This is a genomic window from Salinicola socius (genome assembly GCF_001937195.1).
GTDB classification, from domain to species: Bacteria; Pseudomonadota; Gammaproteobacteria; order Pseudomonadales; family Halomonadaceae; genus Salinicola; species Salinicola socius.
In genome coordinates, this window is the sequence record NZ_MSDO01000005.1 from 165,476 (window position 1) to 181,902 (window position 16,427).

General features: G+C 62.4%; 10 protein-coding genes. 5 read left to right on the plus strand and 5 right to left on the minus strand.

What is annotated here, in order from left to right; translation table 11 throughout:
• The first annotated feature begins 7 nt into the window (after positions 1 to 7).
• The gene (locus BTW07_RS06115; RefSeq protein ID WP_075569273.1) at positions 8 to 748 is read left to right on the plus strand and encodes a TSUP family transporter; all 741 of its coding nucleotides are present in this window, start codon (positions 8 to 10) and stop codon (positions 746 to 748) included.
• Positions 749 to 768: 20 nt separating this feature from the next.
• Here BTW07_RS06115 and BTW07_RS06120 read toward each other — a convergent pair whose 3' ends face one another.
• On the minus strand, positions 769 to 1,704 hold the full coding sequence (locus BTW07_RS06120; RefSeq protein ID WP_341864695.1) for an AraC family transcriptional regulator: 936 nt from the start codon (positions 1,702 to 1,704) through the stop codon (positions 769 to 771).
• 196 nt (positions 1,705 to 1,900) lie between these two features.
• Here BTW07_RS06120 and BTW07_RS06125 point away from each other — a divergent pair, with 196 nt between their 5' ends.
• Positions 1,901 to 2,971: an NAD(P)-dependent alcohol dehydrogenase gene (locus BTW07_RS06125; protein ID WP_075569274.1), complete on the plus strand. Its 1,071-nt coding sequence runs from the start codon at positions 1,901 to 1,903 to the stop codon at positions 2,969 to 2,971.
• Between the two features lie 660 nt (positions 2,972 to 3,631).
• Entirely contained in the window at positions 3,632 to 4,843 is a 1,212-nt protein-coding gene (locus tag BTW07_RS06130; RefSeq protein WP_144076847.1) for an MFS transporter, read from the plus strand.
• A 358-nt stretch (positions 4,844 to 5,201) separates the two neighbouring features.
• On the opposite strand, the gene BTW07_RS06135 is transcribed toward BTW07_RS06130, so the two are convergent.
• Complete coding sequence (locus tag BTW07_RS06135) at positions 5,202 to 6,029, minus strand: acyl-CoA thioesterase (RefSeq protein ID WP_075569276.1); 828 nt, start codon at positions 6,027 to 6,029, stop codon at positions 5,202 to 5,204.
• 143 nt (positions 6,030 to 6,172) lie between these two features.
• Between BTW07_RS06135 and tadA the strand changes: the two genes are divergently transcribed.
• Positions 6,173 to 6,655, plus strand: a complete 483-nt coding sequence (gene tadA / locus BTW07_RS06140; RefSeq protein ID WP_075569315.1) for a tRNA adenosine(34) deaminase TadA — start codon at positions 6,173 to 6,175, stop codon at positions 6,653 to 6,655.
• A 50-nt stretch (positions 6,656 to 6,705) separates the two neighbouring features.
• On the opposite strand, the gene BTW07_RS06145 is transcribed toward tadA, so the two are convergent.
• The gene (locus BTW07_RS06145; protein ID WP_158025863.1) at positions 6,706 to 8,658 is read right to left on the minus strand and encodes a sensor domain-containing diguanylate cyclase; all 1,953 of its coding nucleotides are present in this window, start codon (positions 8,656 to 8,658) and stop codon (positions 6,706 to 6,708) included.
• A 59-nt stretch (positions 8,659 to 8,717) separates the two neighbouring features.
• Positions 8,718 to 10,166 carry a membrane-bound lytic murein transglycosylase MltF gene (gene mltF, locus BTW07_RS06150; RefSeq protein ID WP_075569278.1) on the minus strand — a complete coding sequence of 483 codons (1,449 nt, stop codon included), beginning with the start codon at positions 10,164 to 10,166 and terminating at the stop codon, positions 8,718 to 8,720.
• 285 nt (positions 10,167 to 10,451) lie between these two features.
• On the opposite strand from mltF, the gene purL reads away from it, so the two are divergent.
• Complete coding sequence (gene purL / locus BTW07_RS06155; RefSeq protein ID WP_075569279.1) at positions 10,452 to 14,438, plus strand: phosphoribosylformylglycinamidine synthase; 3,987 nt, start codon at positions 10,452 to 10,454, stop codon at positions 14,436 to 14,438.
• A gap of 381 nt (positions 14,439 to 14,819) precedes the next feature.
• Here the strand turns inward: purL and BTW07_RS06160 are convergent, their stop codons facing one another.
• Positions 14,820 to 16,364, minus strand: coding sequence for an HAL/PAL/TAL family ammonia-lyase (locus BTW07_RS06160; protein WP_075569280.1), 1,545 nt, complete (start codon positions 16,362 to 16,364; stop codon positions 14,820 to 14,822).
• Positions 16,365 to 16,427 lie beyond the last annotated feature (63 nt).

Here is a 16,427-nt window from a genome sequence, read left to right on the forward strand (position 1 = left end):
AACCCGTATGGCGTTCCCCGTTGCGTTGCTGTTTCTGGCCGTGGTGTTCTCGACGTCGGTGCTGTCCGGCGTGTTCGGCATGGCCGGCGGATTGGTGCTGCTGGGCTTTCTGCTGGCCTGGCTGCCGGCGGCCACGGCGATCGCGGTACACGGGGTGATCCAGCTCACCGCCAACGCCTCGCGGGCCTGGTTATCGCGACGATTCATCGAGTGGCGAATCGTCGGCATGATCGCCTGCGGGGTATTGATCGCGGCGGCGCTGCTGACACTGGTGCGCTATTCGCCCAGCGAGACGGTGGTGCTGATCGTGCTGGGGTTGATGCCAGTGATGGTGTGGATTCCCAAGCGCTGGTTCCACTTCGATGTCTCGCGGCCCGGACATGCCGTCATGTGTGGCCTCGTCTCCGGCGGCCTGACCATCGCCGTCGGGGTTTCCGGTCCGACCATCGACATCGGATTCATCCGCACCCAGCTCGACCGGCGCACCGTGGTCGCCACCAAGGCCACCATTCAGGTGATCGCGCACAGCCTCAAGATCCTCTTCTACTGGCAGGCAGCCATGGCCATGGACAGCGGCGAGTGGGGTTGGGTGGCGCTGGCGATTCCCTTCGCCTTCCTGGGCACGCGTACCGGCAATCTGGTGCTGTCGCGACTGACGGATGACGGGTTCCGCTACTGGACGCGCTGGATCGTCACGGTCGTCGGTGCCTATTACCTGATACGTGGGCTGATGGGGCTTTTCGGCTAGTGCCGGAATTCGCCTTGTGCCTAGCCCCGCGACGGGCTGACGCCGAAATAGCGCTTGTACTCGCGACTGAACTGCGAGGTGCTGCGATAGCCGACGTCGGCGGCGGCACGCGCGACGTTGACGCGCTGCTGACCCAGCAGAACCCGGGCCCGGAGCAGCCGCAGGCGTTTGAGGTACTGCACCGGTGAAAGCTGGGTCACTCGCTTGAAATGATGATGAAAGTGCGAGGCGCTCATGTTGGCGCGTTCGGCGAGCGTTTCCACCGTCAAGGGCAGGGCGAAATGGCGGTGAAGGTAGTTCAGCGATTCGGCGATGCGGGCGTAGTGTCCGTGCTGCTGGACGAGCTGGCGTAGCGAGTGACCCTGCGGCCCGTTGAGTGCGGCAAACAGCACCTCGCGCACCCGCCCCTCGCCCAGCGCGCGACTGGAATACTCGTCCTGCAGGCAGTCGGCCAGGCGCTGCACCGCTTCTGCCATGGGCGCATCGAGTGCCACTGCCGCCATGGGTTCCGGACTGCCGCGCTCGGCTCTGGCGGGCGCAGGTAGATGGTGCACCAGCTCGCTCAGGGTCAATGGATCCACGCCGATGGATAGACCCAGCAGCGGGGTATCGGGATCGGCGAGCGTCTCGCACTCGAACGGCAGCGGCATCGCCTGCACGAGGTAGTTGCCGGGGCCATAGTGAATCACTCGATCCCCCAGATAGCCGATCTTGTCTCCCTGCGCGATCACGAACAGCCCCGGCTCGTAGATCAGTGGCGTCCGCGGATGGCTGCATCCCGAGGCGATCAGCTTGACGCCGTCGATGGCCGTATCGGAAAAGCCGTCGGTCGTGGCCAGCGGAGCCAGCGTGCGCGCCAGCCGCGACGCCCGGGCGTCGCACATGGGCGATGGTCCGATTGCGGCGTCCCGGGGCGCGCGATCCAGACGAGAGGGTTCGGGAAGACGATCCAGCATGGCGACCTCGCACTGACGATGATAATCAAGGTCAGCGTATTGTGCATGAGTCCGGCCCGCCAGGGGTAGCAGTCTGCCGGGTTCAGGAGGATCGAGCAGATGTTGCAGAGGAAACGGCATGGCTACCAGGCCAGTTGTCGACCACACTGTGCGCACGATCCCGTTCATTCACCCATCGTTATGGGGAGCCAGAATCATGGCACAAGCTACCAAAACACCCGCCAAGGGTTACGCCGCACATTCCGCCACTTCGCCGCTGGAAGCCTGGGAATTCGAGCGCCGCGCCCCGCGCCCGGACGACGTCTCCATCGACATTCTCTACTGCGGCGTCTGCCATAGCGATCTGCACTTCGCCCGAGATGATTGGGGCATGGCCTCTTATCCGGTCGTACCGGGCCACGAAATTGTCGGTCGCGTGACGTCCGTCGGCGACCAGGTGTCCCAGTACCAGGTCGGGGATCTGGTCGGCGTCGGCTGCATGGTCGACTCGTGCCGCCAGTGCAAGGCCTGCAACGATGGCCTCGAGAACTACTGTGCCGAAGGCTTCGTGATGACCTACGGTAGCCCCGACAAGCATGACGGCACGCTGACCCAGGGCGGCTATTCCGACAAGGTCGTGGTCAGCGAGCGCTTCGTCGTGCGCATGCCCGACGGTATCGATCTCAAATCCGCCGCGCCGATCCTGTGCGCCGGTATCACCACCTATTCGCCGCTGAAGCACTACGGCGTCAAGCCTGGCGACAAGGTCGGCATCATCGGCATGGGCGGTCTGGGTCATATGGGCGTCAAGCTGGCCAAGGCACTGGGTGCCGAGGTCACGCTGTTCACCCGTTCCGAATCCAAGAAGGCCGAGGCCAAGCAGCAGGGCGCCGATCACGTGGTGATCTCGACCAGCGAAGACGAGATGGGCGCAATCACCGAGACGTTCGACTTCATGCTCGATACGGTACCGGTGCAGCACGACATCAACCCGTATCTCAATGCCCTGAAGCCGGATGGCACCCATATTCTGGTCGGCCTGCTCGAGCCGCTCGACCCGGCGGTTTCCGGCGCCAACCTGGTATTCCGTCGCCGCGTGCTGGCGGGTTCGCTGATCGGCGGCATGCCGGAAACCCAGGAAGTGCTCGATTTCTGTGCCGAGAATGGCATTACCTGCGACGTCGAGATGATCAGCATCGATCAGATCAACGAAGCCTGGGAGCGCATGCAGAAGGGTGACGTGAAGTATCGCTTCGTGATCGACATGGCGTCGATCAAGGAGAGCTAAGCGCTTTGAATGAAAACCGCCAGCAACGATGTCGCTGGCGGTTTTCGCTCGACAGATTACTGAAGATCTCGCCGGCTTCGGTGGGTCGTTGTCTTCAGGATGACACACCTTTATATATCTTCGGCACAACCCGCCTTCACGATATCAGACGAGCGGCATCGCTCTGGCGTAGGAGAGGGTTCGCAGGTACGGCGCCCCAAGCGTGACCATCTCGAGTCCATGCTGGCAAGAATGCTAGCCATGCCAGCTCACTAAAAACGAGCTGCCAATCGAACCCTATCGGTCTTGCCTGGGCGTCGTCATCAGTCGACGCGCTACAACAATAGTTTTGCACTGAGCAAGTGCAGCGGATCGCGCGCGAGCACAAAAATGAAGAGATATCTGGCACGCATTTTTGTGCGCGCCGCTCAAGGCAATGAAAATCAAGAGAATAAGTTATTTTGGCATGAAATTCGTAGGTAAAAAGGCAGTGAGAAAATCTGGGTGCAAGAGCCTGTTTTCCTGTTGAAATAATTGGTGGTTCTGCAGCTACCAAAGACCTTGTTCTTTGGATGGACAGTCTACGAATACCTAGTTATGGCTTAAATGACACCGCTCGCCAATGGGTGATGGCATGTCGGTAACAACTATTTTTCGTGCTTTGAAAACTCTAGCAATTTGATGTTGCTGGGGTTTCTTTCATCTTTTTTTGGAACGATGCTTGTTGAAGGTAGTCTGCCTTCCATGATTGCATTGGGTTTTTTGCCGCTAGCCTGGGTGCCAGTATATTCTACTCTTACACGCCTGCTAGACTCATCGAGTGTTTTTGTTGCCAAGTACCTGGCAAGATTTGGAGCAGGTAATATATTGCTACTCTGTGAAGTTGTCGACATTGTTTTTTCGGTAGTGGCAATTTTGATGATTTGGTTGGTCCCTGTTAACCCTGTGCTGGTTTTGCCGGTATACATATTGTCCGTATCGTTTCTTCCAACGCTAGTCGATTTGGCGGAAGAGATGTATGCCGAAAGTATATCCAGAGTGTCGGAAACTGCTGCGCTCAATTTCAACGCCACTGTGCTTATGTTGGTTCCTGCTGTTTCGTCAATAGTGGCAAAGCCTCTAGGAAGCTTGATTGTAGAGTCTTCTATCTTGCTTTTGATTTTAGCAAATGCTGTTTTCTCTGCGGTAGGTCTTTTCTTCAGACTGGCATCGTTGAGATGTTCTGGTTTCGTTGAGCTCCAGGTGGATAGTGAGTCTTTAGATAAGGGCAGTTCTCGAACACCCTTCCGCACGGAGCTGCTTAGCTATGCTCCTGGTGCCGCATTGTTGGTTCCTACGATGTCGTTAACGTCCGGTTTGACGAGTATGTATCTGGTGATATGGATATCTCAACACTTTGAGAACACAGGTGAGGCGATTGCCTTTTTTATTATGGTTGGTGGGGTTGGGACGGTGTTCGGGCCGTGGCTGGGCAGAAGGTCTATCAGAGATTATAAGTTTTCGACTAATGTTGCTGTTTGTCTTTTTGTTTTGTTGGTGCTCAATCTCATGGCCTTTGTCCTGGCGTTGTCAGGTTATTTTTCCTTCTGCGAAAAATTGGTATTTATCATGCTGTCATCAGCTTATTTTTTTGTGAGCTCGGTTTTTGCTAGCTGGATATACGTTGTGAATGTGACTGCGCGGCAAAAAAGGTACTCTGGTGAGCAGTTTGCCAGCGCACTTGGCTTATCCCACACACTTTCTTCGGTTTGTTTTATGCTGGGTTCATGGTTGGGACTGGCTCTGGATGTCGCTGGAGACCCGACCCCTGCGTTTATGGTCATTGCTATCGTGCTTGTCATTCCGCTATGGGCGATGGACTTTAAAGACGAGCTGCGCTTCGAGAAAGGATAGGGCATTGTGCATGAACTGTGGCCTGGATGAACGAATAAATGGGGCTTGGATGTTGTCCCCCTCTATATTCGACGTCTCCTTATGGGTCCGGGACTATTGGACGGCGGCAATTTGGGTACGGCTTACACGAACTCATTGATCTTGCCCCGTAGTGATAAATAGGGCCTGCTGCCCGTGACTTTTTACCGGGCTCGCGTGGCAACGGCTCGTGAAAGCCAGGCAGACGGTACAGTTACTCCTCAAAACGAAGCATCGCTGGCGACAGTCAGTGATCTGCGCCAGGGTGTGTCTCCAGTCCAAGCCAGTGGTGTATTTGCGTTATATTCCGTTTCGGGTAGAGAGCCGATGATTTCGAGGCTCAGGGCTGAACCCTCACCAAGCCTTCCTGCGCCGTCGATGCGATCAGGCGGCCTTCGCGATCATAGAAGCTGCCGCGGGCGAAACCGCGTGCGCCGCCCGCCCAAGGGCTCTCCATCACGTACAGCAGCCACTCGTCGATCTTCGGGTCCTGATGGATCCACAACGCGTGATCCAGGCTGGCGATGCGCAGACGCGGATCGCCGAACTCCACGTCGTGGGCCAGGAGCGAGGTCAGCAGCAAGTTGAAGTCGGAGCTGTAGGCGAGCAGGTAGCGGTGCAGGGCCGGGTCCGCCGGCATGCCCTTGTTCTGTATAGTCCCGCCGCCCATGCGAAACCAGATCATTCGCGAGGGCGGACAGTCATGGCGCTCCTCGACCGTGATGAATTCGACGGGGTGGCCGCGAAACCGTTGGTGGACCGCCTTGCCCTCCGCCAGCAGTGCTTCCGGCGACGGCACCTCGGGCGCCATGGGTTGGTGGCTCAGACCGTGTTCAGGCCCCTGGAAAGAGGCGCTGCAGAAGAAGATCGGCTTGCCTTTCTGGATCGCCGTGACCCGCCGCGTGGTGAAGCTGCCGCCATCGCGAACGCGATCGACGGAGTAGATCACCGGTAGTCGTGCATCGCCGGGGCGCAAAAAGTAGCCGTGCAGCGAGTGCAGATAGCGATCCTCGGGCACCGTGCGGGTCGCGGCGGCGGCGGACTGCCCCAGGGCCTGGCCTCCGAACAGCTGCGGCAGTCCCAGATCCTGGCTCTGGCCGCGGAATAGGTTCTCTTCCAGCGCTTCCAGGCCAAGAAGCTGGATGAGGTCGTTCAGCGCTTGTGTCATTCGGGTATCCTTGATGCGCGTCAGTGAAGGCTTTTCGAATCAGACTTTTCGAATCAGGCTTTTCGAATCAGACTTGCCGCGAGTATATCCTGCCCGACGGCGACTCGGCGCGACGCCGGATGCCGCAATACGGGACGATCATGATACGTAGCGACGAATTCTACATGCACCGCGCGCTCGAGCAGGCGCAACGGGCGTTCGAGAGTGGTGAGGTGCCGGTCGGCGCGGTCGTGGTCGACGCCGCCGGTGCAGTGATCGGTGCCGGTTACAATTGCCCGGTCAGCGGCCAGGATCCTACCGCCCACGCCGAAGTGCAGGCGTTGCGCAGCGCGGCGCAGACGCTGGGCAACTATCGGCTGGATGACTGTTCGCTATTCGTCACGCTCGAACCGTGCCTGATGTGCACGGGGGCGATCATTCACGCTCGCGTTCGGCGGGTCGTCTATGCCACCGCCGAACCCAAGGGCGGAATGGTCGAATCCCGCGCCAACCTTTTTGCTCAGCCGTGGTTCAATCACCGCGTCGAGATCGAGGGTGGCGTGCTCGCCGCGCCCGCCAGGCGGCTTCTCCAGCAGTTCTTCCGGGAACGTCGTCAGGGCGATTCGTCAGCGGAATCCCGGGGATAAGTGGGAAAAATCTTCGAGCGAAACGGTCGTGCCGTTCAGATGGGGCAGGTTCAGATTGCCTCGGCGAGAACCACCCGGTTGCGCCCGCCCTGTTTTGCGCGGTACAGCGAATCGTCGGCAGCCTGGAAGATCCGGTCGCGGTGCAGCGGAAGCGTGTCGGCGATGCTGACTCCGATGCTCAGCGTGACCGGTTCGTCATCGGGCCGGATCAGTCCACTTTCGGCAACGGCTCGACGCAGCGTCTCGGCGATCTCTCCGGCCGTCTGCCGATCGCAATGGGGCAGGCATGCCACGAACTCTTCGCCACCGTAGCGAGCGAACATGCCGCCCGCTCGCTCGACCGGCAGGCGACAGGACTTTGCGATCGTCCGGAGATAGCGGTCGCCTTCCAGGTGACCGAAGTGGTCGTTGACGCTCTTGAAATGATCGAGATCGCAGATCAATAACGCCATTGGCAACGGATCGCGATAGGCGTCCATCCAGCGCAGCAGCTCACGACGATTCGGCAGTTGGGTCAGTTCGTCGTGTCTGGCGATCCACTCGATTTCCTGCTGGAGCCGTTCGCGCTCCTTGATTTCCTCGCGCAGCGAAGCATTCGCCTGATTGGCGAGATGGTGCTGATTCGAAAGGCGCCGGTAGATGTAGAGCACCATGTGCAGCAGATAGGCCAGGAAAATGCCGAAGACCAGCGTGATTTCCGGCAGTCTGGCCCGCATTGCCTGCAGCCAGTGGAAAGAGGGCTTCACGCTCAGGGTCATTCGGTCGGTGCCCAGGGCGACCGTCTGCTGATAGCGCCAGTCGGCAAGATCGCCCACCGGACCATAGTGGAAGTAGAGCTGACCGGCGCCGCTGAGGGTGACGGCTCGATCCTGATTGTCCGTCTGCGCAAGCAGCGAATTGAGCAGGTTGTCCACGCTGACCACCATCCCCACGGCGCCCAGGAGCGTGCCGTCGACGACGTCACGCACCGGCAGATAGCTGATGACACCCCTTCCGCCCTGGATGAAATCGACGATACCGGTCTGACCTTCGATGCCGTAGACCAGCGGCCGATCCAGCGCGTCGCGGCTCTGGGGGTCACTGTCATAGAGGTTGACGCCAAGCACTGACTGGTTGCCACGCAGCGGATAGACACGGATCACGGTGCCATCGAGATCGATGAAGGCGATGTTGCGAAAGTAGCCGAAGTCGTCGTGATAGGTCTTGGCCTGCTGTTCCCACTCCGAACGGGTGGGGACGTGCCCCAGCATGTTCCAGAAGCTGGTAAACCTGCGCATCGCCTCGAGGTGAGACGAGGTTTCCGTGGCCATCAGCGTGGCGATATTGCTGCCTTCGCTGGCAGCGATCTCGTAGAGACGCCGATTGTCGGTCTGGCGCTGCTCCTGCCAGCTGATCATGGCCAGCAGCGCAATCAACCCGCCGACCATGAGGGGCGGCAGGATTCGCCGCCAGTAGCAGCGTAGCGTCGGGTAGAGTGCCACGCAGTGCGCGACCCAGAAGAGCCACAATGCGGCCAGGATCGGTAGCGGGACGCCGTTCATGCTGGAGGCATACTGGGGGGGCGGGGTCAGCGAGCGGTAGCTGAGCCAGGCACCGCCCATGGCGACCAGCAGCAGCAGGATCGGCGAGCCAAGGCCCAGGCGCGACAGCAGCAGGACATTGAGGATCAGCCCGAAGACCATGCACAGGGCGAGGATGGGAGGGCGGCTGCGGAACAGTTCCCAGTTGCCGGGGAGCATATCGAGCCAGCGCTGCCAGGCATCGACGCTCAGCCAATCCTCGCCGATCAAGAAGCTGGCGATGATCGTCAGGGTCAGTATCCCGGTGGGGATCAACAGCCAGCGGCTGACCTTGAGGCAGTGGTGAAGGGCCGCAAGCTGACCCAGCCACAGCACGCCCAGCAGCAGCATCAATACCCAACGCTGATCCGGCTCGTCGCTCGGCCAGATGGCGAACGCCAGAATCGGCAGCGCCAGATACAGCGACAGGCGTGAAACCACCATGGGCATAGGCGTTGTGGTTCTCCACCGCAACCGCCAACGGCAGCCCAACGACAACCCGATTACAGCAGAGGAGCGACGGTCTCGAGGGGAGCGGTGCTCCCGTCCAGTGCGCGCTCACCCAACTGATTGAACTGCTGCTGACTGCGATTGACGTACTTGAGGATCTCGTAGTATCGACGCACGTTACGCACGTAGATTACCGGTTCCCCGCCGCGAGCGTAACCGTGGTGTACCCGCGAGTACCATTCCCGTTCCTGCAGCAGCGGCAGCGCTTCGCGAACGTCTGCCCAGCGGTCGGGATCGCCGCCGCGCAGCTGTGCGATCTCCTGGGCATCGAACAGGTGTCCGAGTCCGACGTTGTAGGCGGCAAGTGCCATCCAGGTCCGATCCGGCTCGGGAATGTCCTCGGAGAGGCGCTGTTTGACCTGAAGTAGATACCGCGCGCCGCCGTCGACGCTCTGGCGCGGATCCAGGCGATTATCGATACCGATCTCCCTGGCGGTCGGACGTGTCAGCATCATCAGTCCACGAACGCCGGTCGGTGATTCGGCATCGGGTTTCCAGTGCGATTCCTGGAAGCCCAGCGCTGCCAGCAGTCGCCAGTCGAAACCGGTTTCGCGCGCGGCTTCCTTGAAGTAAGGCAAGAAACGCGGCAGACGCGTGCCGACATGGCGGATGAACAACCGGGCACCGACGTACTCGAGGTAATCGTCGTGGCCGAAGTATCGACCGATGAGCTCGTCCAGTCTGCCGTGGCGGCGTTGCGACTGGAGAAACTCGTTGGCGGCGTCGAGCAGATCGATCGGCTGATTGGCAGCGAAGGCCCAAGCCAGACTCATCGGCTCGCCGAGCGCGAAGCCCCGCTCGACGTTGGGGAAAAACAGGCGATTGAGCTTGAACTGGTGGGTGTAGACGACGGCGGCGTCGAGATCGTCGCGCTCGACCATTTCCAGCAGATCGGCGATGGTCAATCCGTCCGCTTCGCGCCAGCCCAGCCCCGGCAGGTTCTGCTGCTGCGTGCGCAGCGCCTCGGCATTGCCGGAGTCGGCGATGACACCGATTCGAAGCCCCACCAGGTCATCCAGAGTGCGCACCGGTGGCAGCCCGCGGCGATAGACCACCAGCGGTTGCAACGTCAGGATCGGTTGGCTGTAGCGAATGCCCGGTTGAGCCGGGTCGAGCGACAGCGCGGCGGCGCCCATGTCCGCCTTGCCGCTGCGGACGTCGTCGAGGACGCCACCGATACGGGTATCACTGTCGACTGCCAGGCTGACACCGAGCGAGTGTGCGAAACGCCGCATCAGCTCGTATTCGAAGCCGGTCGGCCCATGCCCGCCTGCATAGAAGGTGATGGGGCCATTGCGAGTCGCGACCTGCAGGAAATCGCGCTTGCGAATCGGGTCGAGCCCGTCGCTGTAACGCAGCGCCAGCTGAGCGGGACAAAGGAGGGTCGCCAGCGTCAGCAGCACCGTCAGCGCGAGTCGCAGACGTGTCAGGAGCTTGGACATGCAATGGGATCGGTGACAGCGTGACGGCACACCATAGCCGGCCGCCGTCTCGCTGTCATCTATTGGCTAGTCTGCTACGGGCCGCTGTTCGCGGGACTTCGACGGCATCGGCGCCGGCGGGCTGGTGCCATGGATTCGCGGCTCCGTCACGTCTGTTGCCGATCGATGCGTTGCCTTAGCGAGCGCCGCCGCTTTCCAGTATCATGTCGCCCTGATCCCGGCATCGCTGCCCCGTCTCGCAACAGACAGATGCGATCCTCGACCGTCCTGGAGGCTTTTCACGCCATGCTCGAATTGCAAGGCGCTCCCGCGCTATCTGCATTCCGTCACGCCAAACTGCTCGCCGATCTTCGCGCTGTCGTTCCCGAAGTCGAGTCTCTCAAGGCGCACTATGTTCACTTCGTCGACCATCATGACGAACTCGATGACCAGGCACGCCAGGTGCTGGATCGGCTGCTGGACTATGGTTTTCAAAGCGATGGTTTTCAAAACCGTGGTTCTCAAAGCCATGGTTTCCAAAACCATGAAGGCCATGGCGTCGACGCCGACCAGGGTGCACCCGCCGACGGCCATCTGTTTCTGGTCGTGCCGCGTGTCGGCACGATCTCGCCGTGGTCCTCCAAGGCCACCGACATCGCCCATAACTGCGGGCTCGAGCAGGTCGCGCGTCTCGAGCGAGGCATCGCCTACCGCGTGACGTTGAAAAGTGCGCCGGCCGCCGAGGCCTACGATGCTCTGGTGGCGCGCCTGCACGATCGGATGACGGAAACGGTGCTATTCGATTCGAGCGATGCGGCCAAGCTGTTCTCGCACCACCAGCCGACACCGCTGGCGACGGTGGATGTGCTGGGCGGCGGGCGCCCGGCGCTGGCGGACGCCAATGATCAGCTGGGGCTGGCGCTGGCCGACGACGAGATCGACTATCTGGTCGACGCCTTCCGGGAACTGGGCCGCAATCCGACCGACGTCGAGCTGATGATGTTCGCCCAGGCCAACTCCGAGCACTGCCGTCACAAGATCTTCAATGCCGACTGGGTGATCGACGGCGAGCCGCAGACCCATTCGCTGTTCAAGATGATCAAGAACACCTTCGAGCAGTCCGGCGACAAGGTGCTCTCGGCCTACAGCGACAATGCCGCGATCATCGAAGGGCCGACGGCGGGGCGGTTCTTCCCCGCGCCACAGACCCAGGTCTATGGCGCGACTCAGGAACCGATCCATATCCTGATGAAGGTGGAGACCCACAATCATCCGACGGCGATCGCGCCGCATCCGGGCGCAGCGACCGGTGCCGGCGGCGAGATCCGTGACGAGGGCGCGACGGGGCGTGGCGGCAAGCCCAAGGCGGGCCTGACCGGTTTCGCCGTCTCCAATCTGCGGATTCCCGAGTTCGTGCAGCCGTGGGAAGCGTTCGACTACGGCAAGCCCGAGCGGATTCAGTCGGCACTCGACATCATGCTCGAGGGTCCGATCGGCGGCGCGGCGTTCAACAACGAGTTCGGCCGGCCCAATCTCAACGGCTTCTTCCGCACCTTCGAGCTTGATGCGGTGGGCGCCGACGGGATCGAGCGTCGCGGCTATCACAAGCCGGTGATGCTGGCCGGCGGTTACGGCAATGTCCGTGACGGTCATGTGCTCAAGGGCGAGATTCCGGTTGGCGCCAAGCTGATCGTGATGGGTGGCCCGGCGATGCTGATCGGCCTGGGCGGCGGCGCCGCCTCGTCGATGGCGTCCGGTGCCTCCAGCGAGGATCTCGACTTCGCTTCTGTGCAGCGCGACAACCCCGAGATCGAGCGCCGCGCCCAGGAAGTGATCGATCGCTGCTGGGCGCTGGGTGACGACAACCCCATCGCCTTCATCCATGACGTCGGTGCAGGCGGCCTCTCCAACGCGTTGCCGGAACTGGTCAAGGACGGCGGCCGCGGCGGCCTGTTCGATCTGCGCGCGGTGCCCAACGTCGAACCGGGCATGAGCCCGCTGGAAATCTGGTGCAACGAGGCCCAGGAGCGCTACGTGCTGGCGGTGACACCGCAACAGCTCGATGTCTTCGATGCACTGTGTACCCGCGAGCGCTGCCCCTACGCCGTTGTCGGCGAGGCCACCGAGGCACACCATCTGGCCGTGCGCGATGGTCATTTCGAGGCCGATCCGGTCGATCTGCCGATGAGCGTGCTGTTCGGCAAGCCGCCCAAGATGCAGCGCGGTTTCGAGCGCCACACGCTTAACCTGCCGGGGCTGGGACTCGACAACCTCGATCTGCGCGAAGCGCTGGATCGGGTGCTGCGTCTGCCCACGGTGGCGTCCAAGAGTTTCCTGATCACCATCGGCGATCGTTCGATCACCGGGATGGTCGCGCGCGACCAGATGGTCGGCCCGTGGCAGGTGCCTGTCGCCGACTGCGCGGTGACCACGTCGAGCTACGACACCCACGCGGGTGAAGCGATGGCGATGGGCGAGCGTCCGCCGGTGGCACTGATCGATCCTGCCGCCAGCGCGAGGCTGGCCGTGGCCGAGGCGATCACCAACCTGGCCGCGGCACCGATCGCGGCGCTTTCCGACATCAAGCTCTCTGCCAACTGGATGAGCGCTGCCGATCATGCCGGCGAGAATCAGGCGCTGTATGACGCCGTCCACGCGGTGGGCATGGAGCTGTGCCCGGCGCTGGGTATCGCCGTGCCGGTGGGCAAGGACTCGATGTCCATGCGCACGGCCTGGCAGGTCGAAGAGGGCGATCGCCGCGACGAGAAGAGCATTACCGCGCCGCTGACGCTGAACATCACCGGTTTCGCGCCGGTCACCGATGCGCTGAGAACGCTGACGCCGCAGCTACGGCTCGATCAGGACGAAAGCGATTTGATCCTGATCGATCTCGGTCGTGGCCAGAACCGTCTCGGCGGCTCGGCCCTGGCCCAGGTCTATGGCCAGGTCGGCAACGTCTGCCCGGATCTCGACGAGGCCGAAGACCTGGCGGCGTTCTTCAGCGTCATTCAGGGGCTCAACGCCGACGGCAAGCTGCTCGCCTACCATGACCGCAGCGACGGCGGCCTGATCGTGACGCTGCTGGAGATGGCCTTTGCCGGCCGCGGCGGGCTCGAGATCAAGCTCGACTGGCTCACCGACGATGCCGTCGGCGCGGTCGACGCCCTGTTCGCCGAAGAGCTTGGCGCGGTGATTCAGGTCAACCGTCAGGAGACCGAGTTCGTGCTGGCGCAGTTTGCCGCCGCCGGCATCGAGACCTGCGGCGTGATCGCCCGGCCGCGCTACGACGACCAGATCCGCGTGACGCTGTTCGAAGAGCCGCTGCTGGAAACCACCCGCGCCATGACGCAGCGCATCTGGTCGGAAACCAGCTATCGAATGCAGGCGCTGCGTGATAATCCCGAGGCTGCCAAGAGCGAGTTCGACGGCCTGCTCAACCTGCGTGACCCGGGCCTTTCGGCCAATCCGACCTTCGATGTCGACGAGGATGTCGCGGCGCCGTACATTCAACGTGGCGTACGCCCGCGGGTGGCGATCCTGCGCGAGCAGGGCGTCAACGGTCACATGGAGATGGCCGCGGCCTTCGATCACGCCGGCTTCGAGGCGGTCGACGTCCACATGAGCGACATTCTTGCCGGTCGCGTCGGTCTGGAGGAGATGAAAGGGCTGGTCGGCTGCGGCGGCTTCTCCTACGGCGATGTGCTCGGCGCCGGCGGCGGCTGGGCCAAGTCGGCGCTCTACAACCCCCGCGCTCGCGATCAGTTCGCGGCCTTCTTCGCTCGCGAGGACACCTTCGGCCTTGGCGTCTGCAACGGCTGTCAGATGTTCTCGCAGCTGAAAGAGTTGATCCCCGGCGCCGAGCGCTGGCCGCGCTTCGTGCGCAACGGCTCGGAGCAGTTCGAGGCGCGTGTGTCGATGGTCCAGGTCGAGGAGAGCCCGTCGATCCTGCTGGCCGGCATGGCCGGTTCGACCCTGCCGATCGCCGTCGCCCACGGCGAGGGCCAGGCGCTGTTCGAGGACAGCGGCCATCTGCGCAGCATGCAGAACAGCGGCCAGATCGCGATGCGCTACATCGACAACGAAGGCCAGGTCACTAGCCGTTATCCGGCCAATCCCAACGGCTCGCCGGCCGGTATCACCGGCCTGACCACGCCGAACGGGCGCGTCACCATCATGATGCCGCACCCCGAACGCGTCGCCCGCGCGGTGACCAATTCCTGGCGCCCGTCGGCGTGGACGCAGGATGGCGCGTGGATGCGGATGTTCCGCAATGCCCGCGTGTGGGTTGATTGATGTGAGGGTCGACTGACACTGGAACCGGCGTCATGACGAAAACCGGCTTGTCCTGGGGTTTATAACCTTGGGGCAAGCCGGTTTTTTTATGAGGATGTCGCTATGGATCGTTATATCCGCCAGCGCCTTCGAGAGCGCGCTGGCGGATCGACGGTTAGCCGGGTCTTTCGACATGGATGTCGAAAGAGGCGCGTCAGGACAGGATGTCCGTACGCGCCGACCCGAAGCGTAGCCGACGATCTGCCAGGGTTTCGCGATTTCGGGCGCGAGAAAGAGGGAGAGCGAAGAGAGGGCGAGCGTTAAGTCCTCTCTTCAGACCGTGCGATAGGGTGGTAGGACCGTAGGCAGTAGTGTCCTTGCTGAACTTGTCGTGACCACCTTTCAGATTTCCGAATAAAGCGCCCAATACCGCGCCCGTATTCGCTCAAGACAGAGCCTGAGCTCGCCATCCAGCGCGCGGTCCTCGGCCACCGGGGCGAAATCTTCGCGCAGCGTTTCGACCATGGCGGCAAGCGGGGTGGGCAGAGGATCGCCGCGCAGATGGACGCCCTGGAGCCCGGCGAGCAGGGCGGCGGCGGCGACCTGTTCGGTGAGTTCGAGCACGCGCAGGGCATCGCGGGCGGCGATGGTGCCCATGCTGACCTTGTCCTGGTTGTGGCACTCGGTGGAGCGGGAGAAGACGCTCGCCGGCATGGTGCCCTTGAGCGCTTCGGCGGCCCAGGCGGAGGCGCCGATCTGTACCGCCTTGAAGCCGTGATTGATCATCGCGCGCTCGGCCGGTGCGCCGGAGAGGTTGCTCGGCAGGCCGTGGTTGTAGCGGCTGTCGACCAGTAGCGCGAGCTGGCGGTCGAGCAGGTCGGCGACATTGGCGGTCAGTGTCTTGAGGCTATCCATGGCGAAGGCGATATGGCCGCCGTAGAAGTGACCGCCGTGCATGACATCTCCCGCATCCGGGTCGATCAACGGGTTGTCGTTGGCGCTGTTGAGCTCGGTTTCGATGAACCCCCGCAGCCAGCCGAGGCTGTCGGCCAGCACGCCCAGCACGTGCGGCGCGCAGCGCAACGAATAGCGATCCTGCAGGCGCTGCCGCGATGGCAGGTCATCGCTATCGGACTTCTCGCTTTCCAGGTCTTGGCGCAGCCACGCCGCGATGCGCGACTGACCCGGATGCGGTTTGGCCGCGAACAGCCGGGCTTCGAAATGGTTGGAATTGCCGCGCAGGGCGATCACGTTGAGCGCGGTGATACGGGTGGCGAGCTTCAGCAGGTATTCGGCCCGGCCGAAGGCCTGGCAGGCCAGCGCGGTCATCACCGCGGTGCCGTTCATCAGCGCCAGGGGCTCCTTGGGGCGCAGCCTTAGCGGTTCCCAGCCGAGCTCGGCATGCGCGTCGGCTGCCATCCGGACCTCGCCTCGCCAGATCACTTCGCGTTCGCCGCACAGCATCGCCGCCACGTAGGAGAGCGGCGTCAGGTCACCGCTGGCCCCGACCGAGCCCTCTTCGGGAATGCGCGGCAGCAGGTCTTCCCGCAGGCAGGCGTGAAGACGCTCGAGCAGCGCGAAGCGCACGCCGGAAACTCCCTGGCACAGCGACTGCAGGCGAGCGACGAGCACCGCGCGTGCCGCCTCGGGTTCGAGAAAGCGACCCAGCCCGCAGCCATGGAACGTGTACAGCTGGCGCGGCAGCGCCTCGACCTGAGAGAGCGGAATCGCGGTGACGCAGGAGTCGCCGTAGCCGGTAGTGATACCGTAGATCTGCCCCTCGCGATCCAGCAGGCCGTCGACCACCGACGCACCCCGGTCGATCCGCGCTCGCCATTGCGGATCCGCCTCGAGTGTCGATTCGGCACGGCGCTCGCTCAGCGCGATGACGGATTCGATGGAGAGCGGCGTGGGGCCGAAGGTAACCTGCGGGATGTTCGGGGGCATGCAGCGGCGTCCGATTGAACTGATGGAGCGCCGAGTTTAGCCGCGGGCGGCATCCCCCGGCTA

Coding starts and splice junctions, on each gene's coding strand:
- BTW07_RS06115 (WP_075569273.1), top strand. CDS start 8: ATGGCGTTCCCCGTTGCGTTGCTGTTTCTGGCCGTGGTGTTCTCGACG.
- purL (WP_075569279.1), top strand. CDS start 10,452: ATGCTCGAATTGCAAGGCGCTCCCGCGCTATCTGCATTCCGTCACGCC.
- BTW07_RS06125 (WP_075569274.1), top strand. CDS start 1,901: ATGGCACAAGCTACCAAAACACCCGCCAAGGGTTACGCCGCACATTCC.
- mltF (WP_075569278.1), bottom strand. CDS start 10,166: ATGTCCAAGCTCCTGACACGTCTGCGACTCGCGCTGACGGTGCTGCTG.
- BTW07_RS06145 (WP_158025863.1), bottom strand. CDS start 8,658: ATGGTGGTTTCACGCCTGTCGCTGTATCTGGCGCTGCCGATTCTGGCG.
- BTW07_RS06160 (WP_075569280.1), bottom strand. CDS start 16,364: ATGCCCCCGAACATCCCGCAGGTTACCTTCGGCCCCACGCCGCTCTCC.
- BTW07_RS06130 (WP_144076847.1), top strand. CDS start 3,632: ATGTTGCTGGGGTTTCTTTCATCTTTTTTTGGAACGATGCTTGTTGAA.
- BTW07_RS06120 (WP_341864695.1), bottom strand. CDS start 1,704: ATGCTGGATCGTCTTCCCGAACCCTCTCGTCTGGATCGCGCGCCCCGG.
- BTW07_RS06135 (WP_075569276.1), bottom strand. CDS start 6,029: ATGACACAAGCGCTGAACGACCTCATCCAGCTTCTTGGCCTGGAAGCG.